Below are 25,035 nucleotides of genomic sequence, written 5' to 3' on the forward strand. Positions count from 1 at the left end.
GCTGTCGTCGGGCGGGATGGTGGTGGGGGCGGGGACATCAAGAGTGCGGGGCGGCACGGGCAAAGAGAGGGTCGAGCGGATCGCCGTCGTACCCGACGACGAGACATTCCGCGGCCACCGGGCCCAGGCGAGCTCCACGAGCCGGGCCAGGACCGTCGCGGCGGACGGCAGCCCGGCCGGGTCGAGACCAAGAGCCCGGGCCGCACGGTCCCGTCGACTGTCGAAGTCGGGTACGTCCTCCCGGTACTCGTCGGCGACGGCCCGGAGTTCAGTGCCTGTCCGCCCGGGAGCGTCCCGCCACCACGGCGCTACGAGAGACAGCCGCACCGACTCCGGCAGCCCGCGCGCGATCGGGCCGCCCTCGCCGTCGAGGCTCACGTACACCACCAGGCGTTCCTCTCCGCCCTCACCGACGAAGCAGAACGCATCCCCCGAGCTCGCCCGTGCGAACATGGTCTGGAGGCGCAGCTCCATACGGACATCCGCCGATCGAAGTACGCGTCATGCTGGGAAGCCGGTGGCGGCCGGCGCGAGGTCCAACGCGCGCTGGCCCATTGGGCCAAGTGTTAGCCCCACCGACCACTCAGTACGGGGATGGTGCAAACGCCGGACGGGTGGGTACTTGCGTGCGGCGGCCCGTCGACGTCGGGCGGGTGAGCGGTGCGAGTGTGTGGAGTGGGGAGATCGTCGTGGCATTGAGCGAGGTGCGGGGCGCCCGGGCTGTCCGGGGCTGTGCCCGGATCCTGGCGGGCCGCTACCGTCTGGATGCGCTGATCGGTTCGGGTGGCGCGTCCGACGTGTACCGCGGTTTCGACCTGCGGCTGCGGCGGCCGGTCGCTGTGAAGATGTTCCGCGCCGGTACCGGCTTCGACACGGAGGAGATCTTCCGCAGCGAGGCCGAGATCCTCGCCCGATTGCAGCATCCAGGACTGGTGACCGCCTTCGACGCCGGACACCATGACGGCGACGCCTTCCTCGTCATGCAACTGATCGACGGACACACGCTGAAATCCCGCATCGCCGAGGGACCCTTGTCGTGCGAAGCCGCGGCGGCGCTCGGCGCCGCATTGGCCGAAGCGCTGGCTCACACCCACGAGGTGGGGATCGTCCACCGGGATGTCAAACCGTCCAACATCATTCTCGACTCCTCCGGCCGCCCCCATCTCACGGACTTCGGCATCTCCCGGCTGCTCGACGCGACCACCCGCACCGCCACCGCAACCATGACCGGCACCGCGGCCTACCTCTCTCCCGAACAGGTGCTGGGCCGACCGGTGGGCCGGCCCGCCGACATCTACGCGCTCGGCTTGGTCCTCCTCGAATGCCTCACCGGCCGACTCGAATACGACGGCGGCCCTCTCGAAGCGGCCATAGCGCGCCTGCACCGCGCGCCCGCCCTCCCGGACTCTCTGCCCGAGGGCTTCGCCGGCCTGCTGCGGGACATGACCAGCCTGGAAGAGCAGGGTCGCCCCACGGCCCGCGACTGCGCCCGAGCCCTGACCCGCCTGGTCGGCACGGGCGCGACAAGCCCTGTTGCCTCCGTGGCCCGGCCGGCGCTCAGCGCCGTACCTCCCACAACCGCAGATCCCGCCGACTGCACACGCCGGAGCTTGACACCGGTCGTGGAAGCACCCTCCGCCCCGCACGCCTCAACAGGCCTCCCAGAGGACCTGCCCCGCTCCGCCTCCACACGAGGCCGCCTTCGCACGCGAGGGGCGGTGGCCGCACTGGCCGCCCTTGTCGCCGCAGGCCTGCTGGTCACCGACGGCTTTTCACACCGCGACAGCGCCGGCGAAGCGGCCCCGTCAGCCCCCGACCCGGTCGCCCCTTCCACGCGCCCGGACACCCCTGCTCACAACGACGACACGTCCTCCGCCCGGGCCACCCCTGCTCGCAACGACGACACGTCCTCGGCCCCGGCCACCCCGCCCTCGCGCAGCCCCTCCGCCCCCGTTCAGCCGCTGCGCCACGCCGTACCAACGCTCCACGACCATCGGCCCGTTGACAGCTCACCGCGCGCCACCCACCCCGTGGGCAAGGCTGTGGGGAAGGGCAGGGCCAAGGACCTCGACCAACCGCCGGGGCAGGCCCGCAAGACGCAGAAAGGCAAGAAGTCCGGCTCACGTTGACGGACGTTCGCTGCGGTGGACGACGGTGACGTGGTGGTCGGGCCCAGGACTCTCGAGTTCGTCGACGACGGCGACGGCCAAGTCCTCGGCGCTGATCCAGGAGCGGCCGTCGGCGCCGATGAGAAGGGTGTCGGTGCCGCGTCGATAGCCGCCGGTCCGTATGCCGGGCTCGAGCAGGGCCGGTGGACTCAGGTAGACCCAATCGGCTTCGGCGTGGGACTGGCAGGTTCGCAGTTGGGCGATTCCGGCGGCGGCGACGGCCTTGATGCCGGCAGGCACGAACGCCGTGTTGTCGGCGACCAGCAGATGCGGGTCGTCGGGGCTGCGCAAGGCCCCGGCGCCGCCGACCACCAGGACGCGGATGCCGAGCTCCGCGGCGAGGTCCAGCACCGTACGGGTCGTGCCGACCAGGAACTTTTCGTCGACCGGCACGGTCCGCACGGCGAGGACGACGGCGTCCACACCGCCGTGGGAGGCGGAGCCCGCGAGCGCCTCGCACAGGGCGCGTGAGTCGTTGGCGTCGACCGCGACCGGTGTCACGTTCGGGCTCCCCGTCCGACCCACGGGTCTCCGAGACAGGGCGATCACCTGAAGCCCGCGTGCACTCGCTTCGTCGACCACCCTGCTGCCGACCATTCCCGTCGCGCCCAGCACAGCGATCCTCATGTCCGTCCTCATCGGGTCTCTCCTTCTCGTACGTCGCCGGCACGCGATTCGGTCTTCTCGGCGCGCGCCGTTGCCGGCCGGTCACGGCCCCAGCGGCCGGTCGGCTTCGGGGAATCGAGCTGAGCCGCGAGCAACGCGGCCAGGGCCAGGACGAAGCCACACATCTGCACCGTGCTCAGCGATTCGCCCAGCGCGACGCCGATGACGGCCGCGACCAGCGGGGACAGCAGCACCAGCGGTGCGGACGCGCCGACCGGCAGCTTGCCGATACCGCGGAACCACAGCGTGGACGCGATCAGTCCACCCACACCGCCGAGCCACAGGTATCCACCGACGGCACCGGCATCGACGCGTGGCGGTGCGCCCTCGATCACGAGTGTGAGAGGCAGCAACAACAGGCCGCCCGCCGTCAGTTGCCAACCGGTGAGGGCCAGCGGCCCGATCCCCGCGGGGAGGCCCCAGCGTTTGATCAGGACGATCCCGGCGGCCATGGTGGCCGTACCGCTGAGACCCGCGAGGACGCCGACGGCGTCCAGCCTGGCCTGCGGACCCAGCACGACGAGTCCGACGCCCACCATGCCGAGCACGCCCCAGGCCAGTCGCCAGGCCGTCGGCCTGATGTGGAGCATCGCGACGGCCAACCCGGCGACCATCAGCGGCTGGCCGGCGCCGAGGGTGGCGGCGACACCGCCCGGGAGTCGTTCGGCCGCGATGAACAGGAGCGGGTACAGGGCGCCGATGTTGAGCGCGCCGAGGACGGTGGCCTTCCACCACCAGCCGCCGCGGGGGAGTGCTCGGGTGATCGCCAGCGCGAGCAGCCCGCCGGGCAGGGCCCGGAGCATGCCGGCGAACAGCGGATGGCCGGGCGGGAGCAGTTCCGTGGTGACGACGTACGTGGTGCCCCAGGACGCGGGGGCGAGGGCGGTCAACGCGATGGTGGGCACATGGTGCGCGGAGGGGATCCGTGGCGGGGCAGGTGCCCGTTCGGTCGAAATGTGCATGGGTTGAAGTCTGAGAAGAACCCGTGCATGCGTCCAACACATGCTTGTCATCGCAACCATGAACCAGAATCATGACGGCGTGGATCTCCAGCAGATGCGCTACGTCGTCGCCGTCGCCGAAACCCGCAATTTCACCCGCGCCGCGGAGCGCTGCTTCGTGGTGCAGTCGTCACTGAGTCACCGGATCGCAGGTCTGGAACGAGAGCTCGGGGTCAAGCTGTTCGCCCGGTCCAGCCGGCGCGTCGAACTGACACCTGCGGGAACGGCGTTCGTCGCCGGCGCCCGCGAGTGCCTGGCCGCCGCCGACCGCGCGGCTGCCGACGCCGCCGCCGCGACCGGGGTGATACGCGGACGGATCTCCGTCGGCGTGATCGTGACAACGGCTGCCGTCGACGTACCCGAGCTGCTCCAGACGTACCGCGCCCAGCACCCGGACGTCCGCGTCGCCCTCCGTTCCGGTCGTAGCGATGAACTGGCGGCGGCGGTACGCAGGGGCGAGCTGGACATCGCCTTTCTCGGTGTGCCGCAGAGTGAACCGCCCGTCGGTGTGGAGACCGTCGCTCTCGGTCACGACGAGCATGTACTGGTGGTGTCGGCCGGGCACCGGCTGGCGGGCGCCTCCCAGGTCACGCTCAAGGAGATCACCGAAGAGACGTTCGTGGACTTCGTGAGCGGGACGCCGGCCCGGGCCCAGTCCGATCAGGCGTTCGTCGCCGCCGGCCTGGTCCGCGACGTCGCCTATGAGGCCGGCGTCGTAGAGCTGATCACCCGGCTGGTCGCACGGGGGCTCGGCATCGCGCTGCTGCCGTCGGCGTTCATCCGGCCGCGGGCCGCCGGCGACCCCGACCTGACGTTGATCCCCCTGGCCGACGGGCCGCGCCGGACCGAGTACCTGGTGTGGAATCGCTTCAACCCCAGCCCGGCCACGCGGGCGATGCTCGACGTGCTCGGGGTGGGAGCGCCCCAGGACCAGGCTTCGGTCGGCGACTACTGAATCAAGAATTCCAGCTCGGGCCGGTCCCAGGCCACGGCGGGCGGGTTCGCGGAGACGGTCCCGGTGAGCAGCGCGCCCACGCTGCGGTAGAACCCCTCGGCCGGAGGATGCGACACCACCCGGACGCGGTCCAACCCCGCCGCGCGGGCCTCGGACTTCATGTGCTCGACCAGCAACCGCCCGATGCCGCGTCCCTGCATCCCGTCCTCGATGAAGAGCAGGTCCAGCTCCGGTGGCACGAGGACCAACGAGTAGAAGCCGAGCACCCGGCCCGCGGAGTCACCGGCGTCGACAGCCACGAAGACCCGATGCGTCTCGACGTAGTCGGGCCCGACGCGGTAGTCCGCGACCATCGCCGCGTACTGCCCCTCGTAGGCACGCGAGCCGCGCACGAGTCGCGTGAGCCGCTTGGCGTCCCGGGCCACAGCCCGGCGTATGACGATCCCGCCGCGCATGGATGTACTGCGCACCTGCATACGGAGCATCTTACGCAGCCCGACGGGACGGGGTGTTCCCGCTGCGCACCGGGCACACCGAGCGATAAGCTACCGCCCGGTAACTTTTGGGGAGCGACCCCGAGGCGCCGAGCGAAGTGAGGGGGAGGACGCAGATCTCCGACCTGGCCTTCTACGCCCGCGTCGCCACCCGCGGCGACGTGTTGGGCGCGGGCGTCGGCATGCAGCCCGCCGTATGGGAGACCAAGCTCGGCGCCGACTTCCTCGACGCCGAGGACGGAAGCCTGCTGCGCCGGGACTACGGGCTCGTGGAGCTGTCGTTCCAGGAGGAGGACGGCGCCTGGCCCTGCTTCGGGGTGAGCGTGCAGGTGCACCGCTTGCGGCGGGACACCGAGTCGTCCGTACCGGCGGCCCTGCGTCAAGCGTACGGCGCGTTCGCGCCCTCGACGCGCTTCGCGGACCTGGCCGCCGCGATCGCCGGGCTCGGCTGCTCGCTCGACCCCGAGCCGGACGAGGACGGCACGTCGCGAGACATGCACCGCTACCGGGTGCCCGAGTCGGGCGTGCGGATCTTCGTCCGCGCGGAGGAACACGCTCCACGGCAGGCGGGCGAGGTCTGGAGCCTCAGCGTGTCTCCCGCGTGGTGGCGCGCGGCGGGCTGACCAAGCCCGCAGCGGGATACGCCGGTCAGGCTCGATCTGCGGTGCGCAGGGCCCGCGCCAGCCACTCCAGTTCCTCGGTCGCGTCGGGCGACGCGTCCTGCCCGCGCACACGGGCGACGAGCGTGCGGTAGCGCTCCGCCCCTGCCTCGATCCCGGCCTCCAGGCCGCGCAGTACGGCGGCCCGGTCGGTGTCGCCGAACAGCTCGGACAGCATGTCGCCCGCCTCCGGGTCCTCGGGGGCGACCCCGCGCTGTCGGGCTGCCGCGACGGTCTGCACCACCTGCCTGGCCCACCAGATGGACGCCCCGGCAGGACGACCCTGCCCCGGTACGGGCGTGTTGAGCTCCATCCACGTGCGCAGCCGGGCGCGGAAGGCGGGGTCCCCCACCAGTTCGGCCAGTTCGATCCAGGCGTCGACCTGCTCGGGAGTCGGATCGTCGGGCAGGTCGACGCTGTAGGCGCGCAAGCGGTCGCGCACGCGCGGCTCGACGTCGAGACCGCCGAACACCTCCTCCTTGAACTCATCGACGACCTGCTTGCGTTCGGCGGCGGAAAGCCGCGCCAACCGGTTCATCAGTGCGGTCTCCTCAGCGGTGGAACCACGGGTTGCCACGGTGGACAGGACGGCCCGGCTCACCTTGAGGGAGCGGATCTGCGCATCGAGCGCCGCCACATGCGCGTCGGCGACCTCCGCGACCGTGGTCCGGCCGCTCAGCACCCGGCACACCTCGTCGAGCCCGAGGCCCAGCTCCCGAAGAGTGCGGACCAGCTCGACACGGGCCACGGACCCGGCGTCGTACAGCCGGTAGCCGCTCGCGGAGCGGGCCACGGGCGGCACCGCTCCCTCGTCCGACCAGAAGCGCAGGGTGCGCACCGAAAGTCCGGTGCGGTGCGCGAGTCGGCCGATGGTGAGCACGTCGGGGCGTTCGTCATCCATGGGCGAGATCCTGGACCCTCCGGTCGCTGGAGACTCAAGTGCCGATCTCACCTCACGCTCCGATAGACCGCATCCACCAAAGTGTCACTGCGGATGCTGCCCCGGGTCGAGGCCGAAGGCGGCGCCTACCGGGTCAACCGGCGGCTGCGACGGGCGTCCTCGCCGCCCTCGCCGACCGCTGCGCGCAGCACGACTTCGCGGCCGGCGACGTCCTCGCCGAGCGCGGCAGTCCCGCGCCGATGCCCGCCACGGCAGCACGTCACCGCCGAGACCTCCGGCACCCTCCTCACCAGCTGGAACCCCCGCTACGGCCAGCCGCCGAAGTGGGTCTCCCAGATCAACGCCCACTTCGAGTGCAACATCCACTCCCGGCGTGAGTATCTGCGCGCCAAGGCCGACAACCGGCTCGTGCCGCAGACCATCGTCGACCTCACCCCCGACGGCCCCGCGACCCGGGCGTGCCGGGCGACTTGGGCGTGCAGGGCGACTTGGAGAAAAAGGCTTTGAGTGAGACGGCGACCCACTGCTACTTTCGCGGTGGACCGTGAAATCGTCGTATGGAGGTGAGCCCCGTGAACGCAGTTACCCGTGGGAGCTCCCTCAACCCGTCACGGTCCGGCGGCTGACGTTCGGTGTCGCCAGGAGCGCCTGAGATCGAGGCACTCCTGGAAGGAGACTCCGATGAACACAAAGCCCTTCACTTCTGGCCTGGGCGAGAACGCCGTGATGATCACGCGCGTCGCTGACAGGCAATGGCACGCACTGGACGACGACCTGGTGGTCGGCCGCGCGCATGCCCAACGTCGGCCCGACGGACGGTTGTTCGTCAGCATCGACGCCTGGCACGACGTGGCCTTCGACCTACTGGCCGAGGCGATGCTGGCGGAACTGCCGTCACCGCTGTACACGCTGGTCGACGAAGCCGACGTCGAGCTGACGGCCGGCTGGAGGCGGGCCGGGTTCACGATCCGGCGCCGCGAGTGGGAGTACGTCGTGCCGACCGACCCGAGGGTCACAGGTCTGGACGAAGTCCTGCCACCTCCGGGCGTGACGATCGTGCCCGCCGGTCAGGTGGACGTGAGTCTGCTGCGGGCGGTGGACCGCGCCATCCGTGACGAAGTCGAGGCGACCGTCGGGTGGCAGTCGATGCCCGCGGAGGTGGTTCCCTGCCCCGAAGGCGACACGATCGTCGACCCGTCGAAGTACGCGGTGGCCGCGGCGCCGGACCGCTACCTGGGGTTGATCCGGGTGGTGAGGATGAAACGGCCGCGCATCGGGCTGGTCGCGGTCCGGGCCGGCGAGCAGCGCCGCGGCATCGCGCGGGCGCTGCTCGCCCACGCGCTGGGGACGCTGCACCACTCCGGGACCACCGCGGCCTGGGCGGAAGTCCAAGAGTGTAGTCAAGCGGCCTCGGCGCTGTTCGAGGGCATCGGCGCCCGGCCCATGAGCAGCAACCTGGAGCTCGTGCGATGACGAGGAACAAGAACGTCATCGAGGTCGAGGGCAAGGTCGTCGAGTGCCTGCGCAGCGCCATGTTCACCGTGGAGCTCGAGAACGGCCACCAGGTGCTCGCGCACATCAGCGGGAAGATCCGCAAGAACTACATCAAGATCATGCTGGAGGACCGGGTGCTGGTGGAGCTCCCGCCGTACGACCTGACGCGCGGCCGGATCGTGTTCCGGTACCGCAACTAGCGGCAGTCGGCACCAACCGCGGTCGCTGATCCAGGGGCCCTGGTCACGGCGTTCCCGTGACCAGGGCCGCGACGACGGCTCGCACGGGACGACGGTGCGGGCACTGGCCGTGGTCCGCGACAGGTGCCGCGTGAAGACGACAAGCCGCAGGACGGCGAATCGTGCGACACCGGCGAGTGCGGACGCGGACAGGTAGACGACCTGCTCTACCTCCGCACCGGGTGTCACCACCAGTTGATGCAGGACGTAGATCGCCCCGCAGGTCACCGCATACGCGGCCACTGCCGACCCGGCCGACTGCGCATGCTGACGCAAGGTCGCGTGCCGGGCTGCGCCGAAGGTGAACCGGGCGTGCAACTCGGTGGCGAGGAGCGTGGACACCGTGGTGATCAGGGCGTTGGCCACCATCCAGGGGACCCATGCGGCGAGGGCCACGACGGCGAAGCTGGAGGCGACGCCCACCCCACCGCCGCAGAGCACAAAGCGGACGAAGGCGGTGAGCGTGTCCGGTGCCGCCTCTTGCTGTCTCTGCGCTGTCTCCATGTTGCCCCCCGCTCGTTTCTGTATATGGAAACGCTACGTTGCGTTCACGGTCGAGGCAAAGGAGTTGTTGCCTGAGATTTTCATTTATGCATGTCAAGGCCTTGAAATCATTGCAATGCATGCGGGGTAATGCAATGAGTGCGTCACTCGCCGTTGCAATTGATGGAAGTGAAGGCTATGCGTGCCGCCGTCGATCCGTCAGCGGGCCGTGGCAGCTTCCGCGCGGGCCAAGGCGCCCGTCTTGCGCGGGAGGGATCGAGCGCGGGCCGGGGCCGGCGCGTCATAGGCACGGAGCGGTCATCACTCCATGTTTCACCCGCTCCCCGAGCCGGCCGCCGCTTCAGCCGGTACTGCCGCAGGGCCCGGCGGCGCTCGACACGAACGGCAGCGTGTCTCGTGAACACTCTGACGAGAAGGCAGATCAGGCCCGTGCTGACCCCCGGCGGGCTGGCACTGCCGCAGCCGCGCCGGGTTACAGCATCTGGCGGCCGGCCGGGGCCCCGCCGGGGTCGTCGGCGAGCATCACGTCGGCGGTGATGCGTTTGCCGACCGGCTCACGGTGGATGGCGAAGCCGACGCAGATGGCGGCCACGATCTCCAGGCCGTGCTGGCCGATCCGGCTGGGGTCGGGAGCGAGGATCGAAGGCAGGGTGGTGCTGCTGTCCCACACGCTGATCCGCGCGGCCCCGTCGGCGATCTCGAGACTGAGCAGGCAGGGGCCGGGGGCGTACTTGCGGGCGTTGGTGACCAGCTCGCTGACCACGAGCTGCACCATGCCGATGGCCCGGCCGGAGACCGGAAGGCCATGTACGGCCTGCACCCGGGTCAGGAAGGTGTGGGCCATGTCCCGGGCTTCAGCGATGCCCGTGTCGTCCTCGAACGCCGCGGACATGGATATGGCACTGGTGGCCAGCGGATGCCGCTCGTCACCTGCCTCTTCATGGTCCATGCAGTTCGCCGTGTCCTTCAGTCCTTTGTCCAGCACGTGCCGCGCATACCCACAAACTCGCGTGCAATGCCAATGACCGACCGTGTGCGATATCACTGATGCGCGTCCGTCACGGTTGGCGGGCGTCGAGGATCGCGAGGTCGTCCTCGGCGAAGGGATCCGATGCTCCGGTCCGCCCGGCTGGCGCGGTTGCGAGGCAAACCCGGACCGCTTCGCGGGATGCCGACCGTCCGTTCCTGCGGGAGCTTCGGTGGCTTCACTCATCAGGCTCCTTGGAATCGAGCGCCCAGGGAACCGTGAAGTGCTCTACCGGCGGACCGCCGAGATCAGTCCGCCGGGTCGCTCATCGCGCTGCGGCGGGGTACCGATCGGGCGGCCGTAGGCGGCAGCGCGCTCACGCAGGGTGTGGCTGTCGGCTTCCCAGCCATGCCCGGCCAGCCAGCCGACCGGGTCGTCGGGCATCTCCGAGACCCACAGGGACGCCGCCGATCCCGGCACGGCGTCCGCGCCGAAGCGCTCGATCACGCCACGCGAGCCCAACGTCAGCCCCATCCGACTGCCCGCCGCCGACTGCGCGCTGATCCGGGCCAGCAGCAGCTCCACCGCGTCCACCGGCAGATAGATCAGCAGTCCTTCGGCGATCCACGCGGTCGGCAAGGCCGGGTCGTGCCCCGCGGCGGCCAGCGCGCCAGGCCAGTCCTCCCGCAGATCCACCGCGACGGTGATCCGCTCGCAGCGCGCCACGGCTCGCTCCTGGCGCAGCACCGAAGCCTTGAAGTCCAGCGGGGCGGCGGTGTCGACCTCGAACAGCCGGGTGCCCTCGGGCCAGTTCATCCGGAAGGCCCGGCTGTCCATGCCGGCACCGAGCAGCACGACCTGCCGGACCCCGGACGCGGCGGCCCGCCGCAACAGGTCGTCGAGGAACTTCGTCCTGATGACGATGGAGAACGACACGGCCCGCCGACGGCGTCGCGCGACCTCGTCGGGCAGCGGCGGCGAGGAGGGCCACAGGCCGCCGGCAGCGGCGAAGGCCTGTGCCAGCGGGTCGCGGAACAACGCGTCCTCCCGCTCGGTCTCCAGAGCCCGAACCCTGGCCACGCCCACCGCCGTTGCCCACACCCCCGACGGCTGCACCCGCTCCTGCTCATCAGTCACCGCGCCGGCCTAGAGGAGCGATTCCTGGGGGCCTGGTGAGCCAAGCCGTGCTCTCAGGGACAGAGTCACGCGGGTCAGAGGTCGGGGTGGAGGGCCTGCTCGGGGGTGGGGTGGCAGGTGATGAGGGTGTCGATGCCGACCAGTTGCAGGACGCGAAGGACGGACGGTTGGGCGCCGGCGATCCGCACCCATCCGTCCGCGCTGCTGACCTTTTGGTGGGTGGCGACGAAGACGTTGATGCCGCTGGAGTCCATGAAGGTGACACCGGAGAGGTCGGCGACTATCCGCGGCGGCACGGCCCCGCCCTTTGTGAGGAGGGCCTCGCTGAGCACGTCCTGGACGTCGTGGTCGATCTCGCCCCGCAGCGTCACGACGCGGATGCCCTCGACCTCGCGATGCTCGGCATGGAGGTGCCCGCGCCGGTCCGTTCTTTCCGTGTGGGCCACTGTTTCCTCGACTGCGATCTAGGTGCCCCCAGGACGGGACGCGTTCCGGTGATCCTGCCCCGTGGCTCCGGCCGCATGCACCCGCGTGACCGTCGTGACCTCGGAGGGCGGGCATGCACGGCAGGACGCGGGGTACCGGCTGACGAACGGGGAAGGCGAGGGTCAGTGGAATCCGAGACCGACGGTGATGGGCGTACGACGCTGGAACAACATCTGATACGTGTGGGTTTCGCCCTGGGCGGCGACGACGGTTGCATCGCGGACGCCCGCCAACGCGCCATCGCCTTCCTGCAACAGGCCGGCGCAGACTATGGCCTGACGGTGCCCGCACGCGCGAAGCAACTCACCCAGCTGGTGGTCAGCGAACTGGTCACCAACGCCTACAAGTACGCTCCCGGGCCCATCCTGGTGGAACTGGGCCTGACCGCGCGGGCAGTGGAAGTCGTCGTATGGGACAGCGATCCCACGGTTCCCGCAGCCCGAACGGCTGATCCCGGCCGGATCGGCGGCCACGGCCTGGAGATCGTCAAGGCGGTGACCGACGCCCTGTCCGTCCATCAGGAGACGGTCGGCAAGCGCATCGCAGCCCGCATCGTGCTGCCCGACGCGTCCAAGGCACCGCAAGGGTGACTGCGAGGGCGGAGGCGGGGCATACGGGCTTCACCCCCTATGAGAGGAGCTCGTTTCATGCTCGGCATAGTCGCGGCGGTGCTGTTCTTCTTTGCGTTTCTGATCAACGCGGCGGAGATCAGCACCAACGATGTGTTCTCTTCGACGAACGTCATGTTGCTGGGACTGTTGTGCCTCGCTCTGCAGGTGGCCGGAGTCGGTGGCGGCTGGGCCCGCAGACGATGACCTCACGCTCTGCAGATCCGGTGGCATCCCTTCAGCGGATCTGCAGAGCACCCAGGGTGTCCACTGCCGGTCCGCCGCTACGTAGCTGTACTTCCTACGCGATGCTGCATAGTGATCGACATGATCGGACGCCTGTTCTCCCTCGTCATCGACTGCCCCGACCCGTCCGAGCTCGCCGGCTTCTACGAGGTCCTGCTGTCGCTTCCGCGAGTCGTGGACACGACCGACTACGTAGTGCTCCAGAACACGACCGGCACCGAGACCGTCACCTTCCAGCGCGTCGACGCTTTCCGGGCGCCGCGGTGGAGTGATCCCGAACGTCCGGCCCAGATGCATGTCGACGTGATGGTCGACGACTTGGACCTGGCCGAACCGAAAGTGCTCGCCCTTGGTGCCACGCTGCTCGAAGGGTCGGACAAGCCGATCGGCTATCGCGTGTACGCGGACCCGGTGGGGCACCCCTTCTGTCTCCTCACGCGTGAAAGCGTGATGCTCAGCGAATAGCAGTATCCGTCGGCGACGGCGAGGGTGCCAACAGGGGCTTGCGCGCCTGGATTCCGAGGCACAGAGCTGAGGTCGCAGGAATCGGCCCGGTGGGGGCGGGCAGGGAGCCGGTGTCCTCGTTGCCGTCGAGCCCCCAGAAGCGGGCGGTGTGGTAGCTGGAGCAGATGGTGTCGAGGTAGTACGTGCCGGCGCTGCCGCACTGTTCGGCGCCGCTGCCCGGGTCGACAGCCAGCCCGTGCCCCATGCCGGAGACGGTGTAGACCTCGACGGCGGAGCGGCCGGAGGCGTCGTCGTAGACACTCAGCGTGGTGCCCCCGCCGAGGCTCTCGGTACGGGAGGGCGTCTGGCCGATGCCCCACACGTTCGTCCACTGGTCGCGCAGCTCCGTGGCGTTGGCGGGCCTCACAGTGGTGTCGGCGGTGCCCTGCCAGATCGCCACGCGCGGCCAGGAGTTCGTGCCGGCCGGAGCGGTGGAACGCACCAAGTCCCCCCATTGGGCGGGGCTCTTGTCCGGCGGGCTGTACATGCAGGTGTACGCCGTGGACACACTGCTCGCGCAGCGGGCGGGCAGTCCGGAGCCGATGGCCCCGCCCGCGAAGACGTCGGGGTAGGCGGCCAGCATGTTCGCCGTCATGGCGCCGCCCGCGGACAGGCCGGTGATGTAGACGCGCCGGGTGTCGCCACCGTGGAGCGCGACGGCCTTGTCCACCATCTGCTTGATCGACAGTGCCTCGCCCCGACCGCGTCCGCTGTCGCCCGGCTCGAACCAGTTGAAACAGGAGTTGGCGTTGTTGGCGCTGCTCGTCTGGGGCAGGACCAGCGCGAAACCGTACGCGTCGGCGAGCTTGGGCCAGCCGGAGTGCGCGTAATAGTCGTTCGCGTTCTGCGTGCAGCCGTGCAGGGCGACGACCAGAGGGGCGCCGGCCGGCAATGCGTCCGGTGCGTAGGTGTACATCGACAGGTTGCCGGGGTTGGTGCCGAACCCGGTGACCTGGGTGAGGCCCGCGGCGGATGCCTGGGGTGCGGCGGCGAGCAGCCCGCCGGTCAGGGCCAGAGCCCCGGCGGCGGTCGCCCATCGGCGCATGCCTCGACAGAGGGTCCGGGAGAAGCGGAACGCAGGGTGCGACTGTCCCATGACGACTGCCTCCTGACGTGGCGGAATCTCGCCGGTGCCGGTGCCGGTGCCGGTGCCGGTGCCGGGGGAGCGGCGAGCAGCGTGTGCCGTGCATCATCGGCGTTCGCGGGCCGGGGGCGGCATGGGTGGGGCAGCCACGTATGGCGGGAACCTGTGTGAGGGCAGAACATGTCCCGGCTCGTACAGGACCGTGTATGGCGGGAGCGGACACGGTACGGCAGCAGGAGCCGCCCAGGACGCTCGATCGTCGCCTGGCCGGCCCCGAACGCGCAGGCCCCCCAAGGCAAGGCAGGAGCTACCGGGCCGCCCCACCGCAACGGCAGGACCGCTCCGCTCAGCGCCGGGTGGTGCCGACAGCTACGCCGCCGCCCCGAATGGTGTTCGCCGGCCCCATATGTGGCCGCGAAACCGCGCCATAGCCTCCCGCGCATCCCTGTTCACGACGGTGGAGGCTCACGCATGCGCTTCTCATTCCACCCCCCGGCCCACTGGCGACGCGGCGGTCCGGCGGGCCTGGCCCTGGCCGCCCTCACCTGCGCACTCGCACCGGCGCCCGCCGTGGCGGCACCGGCCGGTCCGGACGCCGTCCACTGCACGCACCTCACTCAGGTGCGCGTACCAGGCGCCGAGCACCAACGAGCCGCCTGCCTCGAGGAGTTGACCACGGCCGGCACGGTCGCCTCGGGCCACACCGACCCGGCCGACTGGGCGGGCCTGACGCCCAAGGACCTGGCCGTACCCCGCGGGGTTCCCGGCCTTCAGATCGACGGCTACTTCCCGGACACGTCCACCACCAACACCAACAACGGATGGAATCACGACGCCCAGTTCGTCATCCGCCTTCCCGACCGGTGGAACGGCGGCCTGGTGGTCGCGGGCACCCCCGGCAACCGGGAACAGTACGCCAACGACCGGGCCATCGCCGACTGGGTGCTGTCCCGCGGCTACGCCTACGCCGCCACCGACAAGGGCAACACCGGCCTCGCCTTCTACCGGGACGGCAAAGAGCCGGGAGACGCCATCGCCGAATGGAACGACCGGCTCACCCAGCTGACCCGATCCGCCCGCGCCACGGTCGCCCGGCACTATCACCGCCCGCCGGCGCGCACCCTGGTGACCGGCATGTCCAACGGCGGATACCTCGTGCGCTGGCAGTTGGAGAACCATCCCGGCCTCTACGACGGGGGAGTCGACTGGGAGGGCACCCTGTGGCGCTCCGACGGCTCCACCCTGCTGAACTTCCTGCCCCGGGCGCTGCGCCACTACCCCGTGTTCGCCGCCGGTGGCGAGGAAGCCGACCATGCACGCAGAGCTCTGCACACCGCGGGCTTCCCGGCGGGGTCCGAGTTCCTGTGGCCCTACCACCACAAGGTCTACTGGGACCTGACCCAGCGCATCTACCGCGAGGAACTGGACCCCGGTTTCGACGGCCCGACCGAGGCGGGCACGCCCTTCTGCGCGCCGGGCACCCCCGCCTGTGACGCCGACTACGACTACGCCGCCCGGCCCCGCGCGGTCCACAAGGCCGTGGAGAAGATCGCTCTGACCGGCCGGATCGGCAAACCGCTGATCACCTTGCACGGCACCCTGGACGTCCTGCTGCCGATCACCCGGGACTCCGACGGCTACGCCCGCATGGTGCGCCAGGCCGGCCGCGGCCAACTGCACCGCTACTACCGCATCGAGGGCGGCACTCACACGGACGCCCTCGTCGACACCCACCCGGAGCACCTGCGCCCGCTCACGCCATGCCACCGCACGGCCTTCACGGCTCTGGAGAACTGGCTCACGCCCGGACACCGCCCGCCCGCTTCCCACACCGTCCCGATGCCCGAACAAGCAACCCCCGCGACACTCCTGAACACCTGCCTCCTCAAGGCCCGCGGCGACACGGCCTCTCCGCCCGCGTCCTGAACGGCCCCGCACGACCGGCGGCCGGGGGAGGACGGCAGGTGCGTCCTTCCCCGGCCGACCCGGCTCGTCGTCAGGACGGTGAGAGTTCCTCGCGGACCGTACGGGCGGCGTGGACCAGGCTCTCCATCGATGTCCCGCTCCCGGACGGAGTCCAGCGGCACGTGGAGCAGGGAGAAGGAGGGGCCAGGTCGACGCGGTCGGCTGGCCCCCGCAGGGTGCCGAGGGTGGACAGCGACTTCTCCATCTCGTTGACCCAGATGTTGCGCCCGTTGACGACTCCGGCGATCAGCCGCTTGCCGGGCAGCCCGCCCGCGCCATCCAGGGCGTCGAGGTTGGCGGCGGCGGACTCGGTGAAGTCCAGCGCGAGCCCGTCGACGGGAGCCTTGGCCGGCATCGGAAGCGCGTCGCCGAGCCGGTCGAAGTACGAGGCGACCAGCAGCTTCGGACGGTCGATCAGGGCACCGAGGTCGCGGTAGGCGCGCGCTGCGGCATTCAGTTCAGCGGTAGTGCGGTCCTGGACGAGTGCGGGCTCGTCGAGCGGGGTGACTAATCGGTCTGGTTCTTGCTGCGGGGCGCGGGCGGCAGCAATTTTCGTGTTCTACGAAATGCCGACCCGAAATCGCTTGCTGCGGAACTGGCGCTGTCTACCCAGATTGTTTGAAGCCACCGCCCCTTCAGACGCATGGTCACACATCCTCGACACAACGTCCGTATGAGCGTCAGGCATGTGATGAATGAACGCGCCGGGGAGGGTGGCTGATTCGTGTGCTGCTGACCTGCCGATACGGCGCGAGTTGGCGTGAAGACCTTGATCTGGGCACATCAATGAGTCAGGTTCGAGGCGGGCCGGACGCAGTTCCGGTCCGAACCCCCACACCCCCCACGAAAAGTGACGAGGAGAACCCTCACATGTCAGCTCGCGCATTCACACGCAGAATGCAGGTCCTCACCGCCACGGCCGTCGTCGCAACCCTGACGACCTTCGGGACGGCGCACGCACAGGTCGCTCCCGAATCCGTTCCCGCCGAAGGCACCGTGTACGGCCTCGGCGCCAAGGGAACCGTGCCTGGCAGCTTCATCGTCACGCTGGACCACAAGGTGAACAAGTCCGCGCTCGCCAAGGAGTACGGCGGCAAGCTCAAGCGCACGTACACCGCCGCCCTCGACGGCTTCTCCGCCGGCGGCCTCTCGTCGGCCGAGGCCAAGCGTCTGGCCGCCGACCCGTCCGTCGCCAAGGTGGTACAGGTCAAGAAGTTCGGCATCAACGCCACTCAGGACAACCCGCCCTCCTGGGGCCTCGACCGCCTGGACCAGGCGGACACCGCAGGCGACAGCAAGTACACCTACCCCGACGGTGCGGGCGAGGGCGTGACCGCGTACGTCATCGACACCGGCGTGCGGACCACTCACAAGGACTTCGGGGGACGGGCCGCTTCCGGCTTCGACGCCGTGGACAACGACAACGACGCCGCGGACGGCAACGGCCACGGCACCCATGTCGCCGGCACGATCGCGGGCACAGCTCACGGTGTCGCCAAGAAGGCGAAGATCGTCGCCGTCCGGGTGCTCGACGACAACGGCTCCGGAACCACCGAGCAGGTCGTCGCCGGCATCGACTGGGTCACCAAGAACCATCAGGGCCCTTCCGTCGCGAACATGAGCCTGGGCGGCGGCGCCGACGAGGCCCTCGACGAAGCCGTGCGCAAGGCCATCGCGGCCGGCGTCACCTTCGCCGTGGCCGCGGGCAACGAATCCTCGGACGCCGGGCAGGGCTCCCCGGCCCGCGTGAAGGAAGCCGTCACTGTCGCGTCCTCCACCAAGGACGACAAGCAGTCGGACTTCTCCAACTACGGCGCGGTCGTGGACGTGTACGCCCCCGGCTCCGACATCACCTCCGCGTGGAACGACAGCGACGAAGGCACCAAGACCATATCGGGCACCTCCATGGCCACCCCGCACGTCGTGGGCGCCGCGGCCGTCTACCTGGCGGGCCACAAGGACGCCACGCCGGAACAGGTCGCCAAGGCCCTCACCGACGGCGCCACAACCGACAAGATCTCCAACCCCGCACAGGGCACCGCGAACAAGCTGCTGAAGATCGTCGAGTAGTCGTCCTCGACCGGCGCTCGCCGTGCTGTCCTGAGAAGGCACGGCGAGCGCCGGCGACGTGCTGCGCTGCGCGGCGAACGGGCCTGTCACGGCACCTCGTCGCCCCGACGCCGCTCCTGGCGCAGCACCTCGCCGAGGTCGACGAGCCGGTCCGGGCCCTGCACCGCACGCCGCATCCGGGCGGTGCCGGACAGGCGGTGCCGGTGCCGGTGCAGGAAGGCCCAGTACCCGGTGGTGTACGGGCACGCGCGAGGGCCGGTGCGCTCGGTCGGCCGGAAGGCGCAGCCCTCGCACAGTTCGCTCATCCGGTGGATGTAGGCGCCGCCCGAGTGCCGTCACAGTGTGGCGGCGGGCATCCGGTGGGCCCGATGCGCGGCGGTGGCGGTCACGCCCGGGCCGAAGCGAAGCACGGTGCCTTCGACGCGGTCGGGCGGCGTCGACCGCTCCGCCGCCGCAGGCTCGACCCGGGGCGGCGTTCCTGCGGGAGGCGCTCAGTCCACCGAGTAGGCCGAGATCCCCGGCCTACTCGGTGCGCCGTCGATTCGGCGCGCCCCCGGCCCGCCCTAGTGGGAATCCGACCCGGCGACGAAGTCGTAGGTGCCCGACCCGACCTGGAAGACGGCCGCCCCGTCCTCCATACGCAGGAAGCGGACTCCCTTCGCCTTGTCCGCCGGTCGGCCGCCTTCGGTCACCGCGCGGCGCGTGTCGGCCGGGACATGGACTTCCGCGACCGTGTTGACCGGCACCGTCACCTTCAGGGTGAACGCGCCGTCACGGCTGGTCCAGCGCGATGAGAGCAGCCCGTGAACGGTGTGGAGGCTTCCGGAGCCCCGGGTCAGGTTGCCGCCGGGTACGGGAGCGATCCGGGAGCGCTTGTAGCCGGGCTCGATGGGGGAGAGGCCACCGATGTTCTGGAACATCCAGTCACCCACGGCGCCGTACGCGTAGTGGTTGAAGGAGTTCATGTCGACGGGGCCGAATTCGCCGTCGGGCATGATCGAGTTCCAGCGCTCCCACATGGTGGTGCCGCCCTTCTCGATCTCGTAGCCCCAGGACGGGTAGTCCTTGTGCAGGAGCATCTTGTAGGCCAGGTCGTCGCGGCCGATCCGGCTCAGCGCGGGCAGCAGCAGCGGTGTGCCGATGAAGCCGGTGCGCAGGTGGTAGTCGGTCAGGGCCAGCTTGGCCACGAACTTCTCGCCGACCTTGCCGACGAGGGCCGGGTCCGCGAGGAGGTCCATGCCCAGGGCCATGGCGTATCCGGTCTGGGAGTTGCCTTTCACGGTGCCGTCGGCTGAGACGTAGGCCTGGGTGAAGGCGTGGCGGATGTCGGTGGAGAGCTTGCGGTAGTCGGACGCCGCGGACTGCTCGCCCAGTGCGTCGGCGACTTCCGCCATCATGCGGGCGTTCTCGGCGTAATAGGCCGTGCCCAGGATGCCCTGTTCGGTGGGGTCGTCCAGATGCAGCCAATCGTTGGTGAAGAACGTGGTGCGGCCGGGCTCCAGAAGGTCGGCTCCGGCACTCTCGCGCACGAACTGGAAGAACTTGCGCATCGCCGGGTAGTTGTCGCGCAGGATGCGCGTGTCACCGTAGGAGCGCCACACGTGGTACGGCACGGTGATCATGACGTCGGACCAGCCGACGCCGCTCTCGGCGAACTGGCCCTGGGGGGTCGGCACGACAGCCGGCAAGTCACCGTTGGCCTGCTGGGAGGTGCGGACGTCCGCCATCCAGTGGGACAGGAACGCGCGCGTGTCGACGAGGTAGTTGGCTGTCGGGGCGAACAGGCTGATGTCGCCCGTCCAGCCCAGCCGCTCGTCCCGGGCCGGGGTGTCGGTGGGGATGGACAGGAAGTTGCCCCGCTGGCTCCAGGAGATGTTGCTGACCAACTGGTCGAGCATGCCGTCCGAGGTCTTCAGCGTGCCGGTGGAGGGGAGGTCGGAGCCCCAGACGACGCCCTGTACGTCGGTGAGCGCGGGTGGTGAGTCCACTCCGGTGATCTCGATGTAGCGGAACCCGTGCTGGGTGAAGGTGGGCTCGTAGGTGACCGCTGCGGAGTCGGCGAAGACATAGCGGTCGGTGACCTTGGCGCTGCGGAAGTTGTCGGTGTAGAGGGTGCCGTCCTTGTTGAGCACCTCGGCGTAACGGATCTTCACGGTCCGGCCGGCGGAGCCGGTGAGGGCCAGCCGGGACACGCCGACCATGTTCTGGCCGAGGTCGTACACGTAGGTCCCGGGGCTGGGCTCGGTCATCTTCCGGGCCTTGAGGACCTGGGTCTCGCGCACCGGCTCGTCGCTCTGCGGGACGAGCCGGGCGGTGCGTGACTCCACCGTCGCCGCCGTCTCCCAGCCGGCGTCGTCGAATCCGGCGCGGCTCCAGCCCGCGGGCTTCAGACGGGCGTCGTACGTCTCACCGTCCTGCAGGTCGGCCTTCACGTAAGGTCCCTCGGCCGCCTTCCACGAGCCGTCCGTGGCGATCCACTGCACGGAGCCGTCGGTATAGGCGACGCGCACCTTCGCCACGAGCGCCGGAGCGTCGCCGTACTGGCGGCTCCAGCCGATCCCCACCTTGCCGGCCCACCAGCCGTTCGCCAGAAAGGCGCCGATCGCGTTGTCGCCCCTGTTGAGCAGTCTCGTGACGTCGTAGGTCTGGGACTGGATGCGCTTGTGGTAGTCGGTCCAGCCCGGGGCCAGTACCTGGTCGCCGACCCGCCTGCCGTTGATCTCCAGCGCGTAGATGCCGAGCGCGGAGGCGTAGACCCGTGCGGAGGCGACCTTCTTGCCGGGCTCGGTCGCAAAGGCCTTGCGGAGCAAGGGCATCGGCCGGATATCGGGCCCGTACAGGGCGTCCGTGGTGCCGGAGACCGCGAGGGCGGAGTCGGCGATGTCACCGCCGGAGAAGGGGTTCCGGCCGGAGGCGAAGTCGGTGTCGAGCAGAGTGCTGCCGTCGGCCCCGGTCACGACGGCGTCGTAGACGGTTCCCCGCTCGCCGCAGCAGGCGTGGGTGCGGAAACCGATGTAGCCCTTCGTGAACGTGGAGTCGGTGAAGGTGCTGACGAGCTTGCCGTCGAGTGTCGTCCTGATCGTGTCGCCCGCCACGTCGTAGCGCACGGTGTGCCGATCGGCGAGGAGGGACGCGTTGGTGAAACCGTAGGCCGCGAGGTCTACTTCCTTGACGACGCTGTACGTGCCCTTGACCTGCTTGTGCAGCTTGAGCGTAGGGCTCGATCCGGTGACGTTGAACTGCCACATGTATCCGTTGGCCGAGTCGGGAGCGCGCAGGAACATGCCGAAGGCGGCGTTTTCGAGCTTGAAGCGGACGGTCGCGGCGTAGTCGGTCCATGTGGCCGCTTCACCCGGAGCGCCGGGGCGCGTGATCCACTGGGCGCCGTCCCAGTCGCCGGCGTCCAACAGGCCGGTCTCGAAGTGCGCGTCCGCGCTCCACCGGCTCACCGCTCCCTTGTCGTCCCAGACCCGGACGCGCCAGTGGTAGCGAGTGGCCGACTTCAGGCTCGGGCCGCCGTACTCGACGTCGACCTGCCGGCCGGACCTCACCTTGCCGGAGGACCACACGTCGGCGACCCCTGGTCCGCGTCCGACCTGTATCTCATAGGCCTGTTGTGCCGTCGCCCGCCGGTCCGACACCAACTGCCATCCGAATACCGGGGTTTCACCGCCGATGCCGATGGGGTTCGTGCGGCTGTTGGTGCTCAGGGCACGCACGGCGAGAGGGGTGTCCGCGGCGGACGCCGTTGGTGACAGGGGAGTGGGCAATACGGACATGCCGCCGAGTACCGCGAGCACGACGAAGCCCGTAAAGAGGCCGAGCGTGAGGGGGCGCCTGAGGAGCATGGCTTCTCCGGTCTGCTGAATCGTTTCAATCAGGCAGGTCGCGGGGACAGTAGCTGTGTGACGTGAGACACGTCAATATGTGAAGTCGGCCTGGATTGCCGTCGACGCCGGGCGGTTGAGGAGGAGTCGGTCTCTCGCGAGCGTGAGGCCGACGCTCCATCGACCATGTCAGTCCCACGAGTTGAAGAGGACCGCGCCCAGTGTGGTGATGCCGTGGAAGCGGATGTCACGCCATTCGCCCTGGCTGAGGACCGAGGTATCGACATCGGCCAGCGCGGTGGTGAGCCGCACGCGGTCAAGCACGTCGAACCCGAGGTCGGCGAAGGCGTGTGCCCAGGGCGGTGGGGTGAGGAACTCGTCGGTGTACCCATCCCGGAGTTCTTCGGCGAAGGCGATCCAGGGATGGTGGGCGTGGCAGAGGACCACGTGCTCGCCCGCGCTCGCGACGACCGTCGCGGTGTGGAACGTCCGGGGGTAGGTCTGCTCCTCGACCTGGCCCACACGGCCTTCGGCGGCCCGGGCGGCTGCGTACAGGGCTGCCCGGAACGTTCGCTGGTCGACCTCCGGCACAGGCCCGTCCTTCGGCTGGAAGAAGCCCGTGGCGCCTCGCGGCAGTACGAACGCTGCGTCCTTGTCTGCGGCCATGCGGCTCATTGTGACGAAGCGCGTCCCCGCCGGCGTCTCACCCGCGCTGCGAACGGCTGTGTCGTGCAGGCGTCAGGAGTCTTGTCGCTGACCTCCGTGCCCTTGGCCCGCCGGGATCGAGTTGTCGATCCGTCCTGGGCGCTTGCGGCGGGCGGGTGGTCCCCTACATGCGCAAGAGCGCCGTCACGGCGACCGCGGCCACCAGGGCCACGGGGAGTGGGGCACGGCGCCAGAGGAGCAGCGGGACGACCGCGAGTCCCGCGATCACGGTGAGGTCCACGGCGCTCCAGCGGGAGCCCAGTACGTCCACGACGATGAAACCGGCGAGCAGCGCGGGGGCGGTGAGGGCGATCACCGACTGTGCCCGTGGGGGCAGGGTGCGCCCGCCGAAGAGGGCGGGGCCGAAGGCCTTGCAGGTGAAGCTGAGGGCGGCGACGGCGCCGATGGTGAGCCAGAGAGTCATCGTGCGACCTCTTCGTCGGAGTGGACGGGTCGCACGGCCTTGTCGGACTCCTCGGCCTGCCCGGTCGCTTCGGCCCTGTCTGCCTCTTCGGCGCATTCCGGCCCGGCGGGCGGTGAGGCGGGCGCCCGGAAGAGAGCGACGAGGGCCGCGAGCGCCGCGCCCACGAGGGCGGGCCCGGCCGGCAGGAAGACGATGAGACCGGCCGCGAGCGCGGCGCCGAGCAGGGCCGGCAGCCGGTTGACCCGTTCCCGGCGGACCTCGTCGAAGAGGAGCGCGACGAAGAGTGCCGGTGTGAGGACGTCCAGTCCGAGTCGGTGCAGGAGATCGGGGTCGGGTGACACCACGACGCCCAGGGCGGTGCCCGCGACCCAGGCCGGCCACTGGATCGCGGTGGCGCCGAAGAGCACGTACCGGTCGAACCGTCCGCCTCCGAGATGGGCGGCGGCCCATGACCCGTCGACCACCGCCTGGCCTTCGAGCGCGCGGCGGAACCGGCCCCCGCGCAGATCACCGGCTACGGCGATGCCCATGGGGATGAAACGGCTGTTGATCAGCGCCGCTGACGTCACTGCGCCCGCGATGCCGCCGCCGGAGCCCAGGGTCGCGAGCAGGGCGAACTGGGCGGACCCCGAGAAGACGGCCATCGAGCAGATCACGGGCGCGAGATGTCCCCAGCCCTGCGAGGCGCTGATCGCGCCGAAGCTGACGGCGAGCAGAAAGGCAGCGGCCGCGAGCCCGGACCCGGTCTTGAGCCCGGACAGGAAGCTCGCACGCGGCGAGACGACGGCTTTCGCTGGTCGGAGACTGTCCATGACCCGAGCCTAACAGTCATAAGAGTTTATGCCCGTTAGAAAAGCAAGTACGCTGAGGGTGTGATGAGCAAGCAACCGGTCCTCCGCGCCCCGTCCGCGTCGGGAAGCCCTCACGACTCCGGCATGTCACTCGTGGGCGGCCACCCGGTACTGGACTTCGCCAACACCATCGCCTGGCGCCTGGACCCCGCCCGCACGGCCGACCGCGTCCAGGGCACCGAGGCGTGGGTCCGCTGGGCCGTCGCCGGCGGACTCCTCACCGTCGACCGCGCCGAGGCGATGCTCCGAGCCGAGACGGCGGACTCCGCACCCACAGAGGGCGAGACCGCGGCGCTCATGGACCTGCGCGCCACCCTCTTGCCGATCCTGGACGCCCTCGTCGACGGCGAGGCGCCCCCTGCCGAGGAATGGGAGGCACTGCGCCGCAGCATGGTGCTGGCCCGTGAGGACGCCGCACTGCCCCCCTCCTTCCCCCTGCGGTGGGAGCCTGGCACGGACCGTCTCGGCGACCTCGCTCACACGCTGGCGCTGCTGACGGAGGACCTGCTGTCCGGGGACGGCCTGGGCCGGATCCGGCGCTGTGCGGGCCCCGGCTGCGGCTGGTTCTTCCTCGACCGCTCCCGGAGCGGGACCCGGCGCTGGTGCAGCTCGGACGACTGCGGCAACCGGGACCGCGCCAAGCGCCACTACTCCCGCACTCGCCGGCCCGGGTGACATCGCGGGCGCGCGCCGCCGTACGAACCGTCGTTGCGGGCCTATGAGCCCCGGCGGCGGAGCGCACCGCCCAGGGCTCACGCGCAGGCGCGGGCGAGGATGATGGGGCCGCCAGGGCTCACGCGCGGGCGCGGGCGCGGATGTTTCGGGGGCGGCCAGGCGCCGGAGTTCGGTGGGCCGTCCCAAGACCAGTGAGTCGACCGCGGCCCGCCGGTGGAAGACCTGCGCGTCGTGCTCCTCGGTCAGGCCGACCGCCCCGTGCGACTGCGCGGCGTCGGTGGCCCGCTCGAGCGCTGACGGTCAGCCGCACTGGCTTGATCACACCGTTCGCCCGCCAACGGCGTCCGCTCCACAGACAACCCACAGACATCCCTCTCTCGTCCTACGTGACGCGAGAGACGCCCG

23 protein-coding genes and 5 pseudogenes are annotated in these 25,035 nt (G+C 70.2%); 13 read left to right on the top strand and 15 right to left on the bottom strand.

Translation table 11 applies throughout. The features are described 5' to 3' along the window. Positions 1-689 precede the first annotated feature (689 nt). Positions 690-2,129: a serine/threonine protein kinase gene (locus QOL88_RS37945; protein ID WP_257028015.1), complete on the top strand. Its 1,440-nt coding sequence runs from the start codon at positions 690-692 to the stop codon at positions 2,127-2,129. Here the strand turns inward: QOL88_RS37945 and QOL88_RS37950 are convergent. Next, entirely contained in the window at positions 2,121-2,795 is a 675-nt protein-coding gene (locus QOL88_RS37950) for an NAD(P)-dependent oxidoreductase (RefSeq protein WP_097223380.1), read from the bottom strand. The genes QOL88_RS37945 and QOL88_RS37950 overlap by 9 nt on opposite strands. A gap of 8 nt (positions 2,796-2,803) precedes the next feature. Next, the gene (locus QOL88_RS37955) at positions 2,804-3,796 is read right to left on the bottom strand and encodes an EamA family transporter (RefSeq protein ID WP_097222712.1); all 993 of its coding nucleotides are present in this window, start codon (positions 3,794-3,796) and stop codon (positions 2,804-2,806) included. 79 nt (positions 3,797-3,875) lie between these two features. Here QOL88_RS37955 and QOL88_RS37960 point away from each other — a divergent pair, with 79 nt between their 5' ends. Beyond that, positions 3,876-4,790, top strand: a complete 915-nt coding sequence (locus QOL88_RS37960; RefSeq protein WP_097222713.1) for a LysR family transcriptional regulator — start codon at positions 3,876-3,878, stop codon at positions 4,788-4,790. On the opposite strand, the gene QOL88_RS37965 is transcribed toward QOL88_RS37960, so the two are convergent. After that, on the bottom strand, positions 4,784-5,266 hold the full coding sequence (locus QOL88_RS37965) for a GNAT family N-acetyltransferase (RefSeq protein ID WP_179879077.1): 483 nt from the start codon (positions 5,264-5,266) through the stop codon (positions 4,784-4,786). The genes QOL88_RS37960 and QOL88_RS37965 overlap by 7 nt on opposite strands. A gap of 116 nt (positions 5,267-5,382) precedes the next feature. Here QOL88_RS37965 and QOL88_RS37970 point away from each other — a divergent pair, with 116 nt between their 5' ends. After that, positions 5,383-5,907, top strand: coding sequence for a hypothetical protein (locus QOL88_RS37970; protein WP_257028016.1), 525 nt, complete (start codon positions 5,383-5,385; stop codon positions 5,905-5,907). 25 nt (positions 5,908-5,932) lie between these two features. On the opposite strand, the gene QOL88_RS37975 is transcribed toward QOL88_RS37970, so the two are convergent. Beyond that, positions 5,933-6,844, bottom strand: a complete 912-nt coding sequence (locus tag QOL88_RS37975; RefSeq protein WP_097222715.1) for a helix-turn-helix domain-containing protein — start codon at positions 6,842-6,844, stop codon at positions 5,933-5,935. Between the two features lie 87 nt (positions 6,845-6,931). Here QOL88_RS37975 and QOL88_RS37980 point away from each other — a divergent pair. The 4 genes and pseudogenes from QOL88_RS37980 to infA form a co-directional block, all read left to right on the top strand. Beyond that, positions 6,932-7,080 (top strand): annotated as a pseudogene (locus QOL88_RS37980) (Crp/Fnr family transcriptional regulator); the annotation flags it as partial. A 43-nt stretch (positions 7,081-7,123) separates the two neighbouring features. Next, positions 7,124-7,315 (top strand): annotated as a pseudogene (locus QOL88_RS37985) (SAM-dependent methyltransferase); the annotation flags it as partial. 210 nt (positions 7,316-7,525) lie between these two features. Beyond that, positions 7,526-8,317 (top strand): GNAT family N-acetyltransferase, encoded by a 792-nt coding sequence (locus tag QOL88_RS37990; RefSeq protein WP_097222716.1) that lies wholly within the window; start codon positions 7,526-7,528, stop codon positions 8,315-8,317. After that, a complete protein-coding gene (infA, locus tag QOL88_RS37995; RefSeq protein WP_007386266.1) occupies positions 8,314-8,538 on the top strand; it encodes a translation initiation factor IF-1 in 225 nt (74 codons plus the stop codon). Before QOL88_RS37990 ends, infA begins: the two co-directional genes overlap by 4 nt. A gap of 84 nt (positions 8,539-8,622) precedes the next feature. Here infA and QOL88_RS38000 read toward each other — a convergent pair. From QOL88_RS38000 to QOL88_RS38015, 4 genes and pseudogenes are all read right to left on the bottom strand, one after another. Beyond that, positions 8,623-9,081 (bottom strand): annotated as a pseudogene (locus tag QOL88_RS38000) (GtrA family protein); the annotation flags it as partial. Between the two features lie 472 nt (positions 9,082-9,553). Next, complete coding sequence (locus QOL88_RS38005; RefSeq protein WP_097223382.1) at positions 9,554-10,030, bottom strand: ATP-binding protein; 477 nt, start codon at positions 10,028-10,030, stop codon at positions 9,554-9,556. 306 nt (positions 10,031-10,336) lie between these two features. After that, on the bottom strand, positions 10,337-11,185 hold the full coding sequence (locus QOL88_RS38010; RefSeq protein ID WP_097222717.1) for a class I SAM-dependent methyltransferase: 849 nt from the start codon (positions 11,183-11,185) through the stop codon (positions 10,337-10,339). Between the two features lie 74 nt (positions 11,186-11,259). Further along, positions 11,260-11,631, bottom strand: coding sequence for an STAS domain-containing protein (locus QOL88_RS38015; protein WP_257028017.1), 372 nt, complete (start codon positions 11,629-11,631; stop codon positions 11,260-11,262). A 165-nt stretch (positions 11,632-11,796) separates the two neighbouring features. Here QOL88_RS38015 and QOL88_RS38020 point away from each other — a divergent pair, with 165 nt between their 5' ends. The 3 genes from QOL88_RS38020 to QOL88_RS38030 all read left to right on the top strand — a co-directional run bounded on the left by QOL88_RS38020 (position 11,797) and on the right by QOL88_RS38030 (position 12,990). Beyond that, positions 11,797-12,261, top strand: coding sequence for an ATP-binding protein (locus tag QOL88_RS38020; protein WP_097222719.1), 465 nt, complete (start codon positions 11,797-11,799; stop codon positions 12,259-12,261). A gap of 57 nt (positions 12,262-12,318) precedes the next feature. Beyond that, on the top strand, positions 12,319-12,486 hold the full coding sequence (locus QOL88_RS38025) for a hypothetical protein (RefSeq protein ID WP_097222720.1): 168 nt from the start codon (positions 12,319-12,321) through the stop codon (positions 12,484-12,486). Between the two features lie 120 nt (positions 12,487-12,606). Further along, entirely contained in the window at positions 12,607-12,990 is a 384-nt protein-coding gene (locus QOL88_RS38030; RefSeq protein ID WP_097223383.1) for a VOC family protein, read from the top strand. Here the strand turns inward: QOL88_RS38030 and QOL88_RS38035 are convergent. Then, complete coding sequence (locus QOL88_RS38035; RefSeq protein ID WP_097222721.1) at positions 12,980-14,074, bottom strand: extracellular catalytic domain type 1 short-chain-length polyhydroxyalkanoate depolymerase; 1,095 nt, start codon at positions 14,072-14,074, stop codon at positions 12,980-12,982. The two genes, QOL88_RS38030 and QOL88_RS38035, sit on opposite strands and share 11 nt — an antisense overlap. Positions 14,075-14,584: 510 nt before the next feature. Between QOL88_RS38035 and QOL88_RS38040 the strand changes: the two genes are divergently transcribed. Then, a complete protein-coding gene (locus QOL88_RS38040; protein ID WP_097222722.1) occupies positions 14,585-16,039 on the top strand; it encodes a 3-hydroxybutyrate oligomer hydrolase family protein in 1,455 nt (484 codons plus the stop codon). 125 nt (positions 16,040-16,164) lie between these two features. Here the strand turns inward: QOL88_RS38040 and QOL88_RS38045 are convergent. After that, positions 16,165-16,577: pseudogene (locus tag QOL88_RS38045) on the bottom strand (5-methyltetrahydropteroyltriglutamate--homocysteine S-methyltransferase); the annotation flags it as partial. A gap of 371 nt (positions 16,578-16,948) precedes the next feature. Between QOL88_RS38045 and QOL88_RS38050 the strand changes: the two are divergent. After that, positions 16,949-18,148: a S8 family peptidase gene (locus QOL88_RS38050; protein WP_097222723.1), complete on the top strand. Its 1,200-nt coding sequence runs from the start codon at positions 16,949-16,951 to the stop codon at positions 18,146-18,148. A gap of 86 nt (positions 18,149-18,234) precedes the next feature. Here the strand turns inward: QOL88_RS38050 and QOL88_RS38055 are convergent. From QOL88_RS38055 to QOL88_RS38075, 5 genes and pseudogenes are all read right to left on the bottom strand, one after another. Beyond that, a pseudogene (locus QOL88_RS38055) lies at positions 18,235-18,477 on the bottom strand (cryptochrome/photolyase family protein); the annotation flags it as partial. 234 nt (positions 18,478-18,711) lie between these two features. Next, positions 18,712-21,996, bottom strand: coding sequence for a family 78 glycoside hydrolase catalytic domain (locus QOL88_RS38060; protein ID WP_218892929.1), 3,285 nt, complete (start codon positions 21,994-21,996; stop codon positions 18,712-18,714). Between the two features lie 168 nt (positions 21,997-22,164). Continuing rightward, positions 22,165-22,641, bottom strand: coding sequence for a hypothetical protein (locus QOL88_RS38065; RefSeq protein WP_097222724.1), 477 nt, complete (start codon positions 22,639-22,641; stop codon positions 22,165-22,167). Between the two features lie 163 nt (positions 22,642-22,804). Further along, positions 22,805-23,104 carry an AzlD domain-containing protein gene (locus QOL88_RS38070; RefSeq protein WP_097222725.1) on the bottom strand — a complete coding sequence of 100 codons (300 nt, stop codon included), beginning with the start codon at positions 23,102-23,104 and terminating at the stop codon, positions 22,805-22,807. Continuing rightward, positions 23,101-23,916: an AzlC family ABC transporter permease gene (locus tag QOL88_RS38075; RefSeq protein WP_097222726.1), complete on the bottom strand. Its 816-nt coding sequence runs from the start codon at positions 23,914-23,916 to the stop codon at positions 23,101-23,103. The genes QOL88_RS38070 and QOL88_RS38075 overlap by 4 nt, the downstream gene beginning before the upstream one ends. 63 nt (positions 23,917-23,979) lie before the next feature. On the opposite strand from QOL88_RS38075, the gene QOL88_RS38080 reads away from it, so the two are divergent. After that, on the top strand, positions 23,980-24,630 hold the full coding sequence (locus QOL88_RS38080) for a CGNR zinc finger domain-containing protein (RefSeq protein WP_097222727.1): 651 nt from the start codon (positions 23,980-23,982) through the stop codon (positions 24,628-24,630). Positions 24,631-25,035 lie beyond the last annotated feature (405 nt).

This window comes from Streptomyces sp. Ag82_O1-12 (assembly GCF_900182715.1).
Lineage (GTDB): Bacteria > Actinomycetota > Actinomycetes > Streptomycetales > Streptomycetaceae > Streptomyces > Streptomyces massasporeus.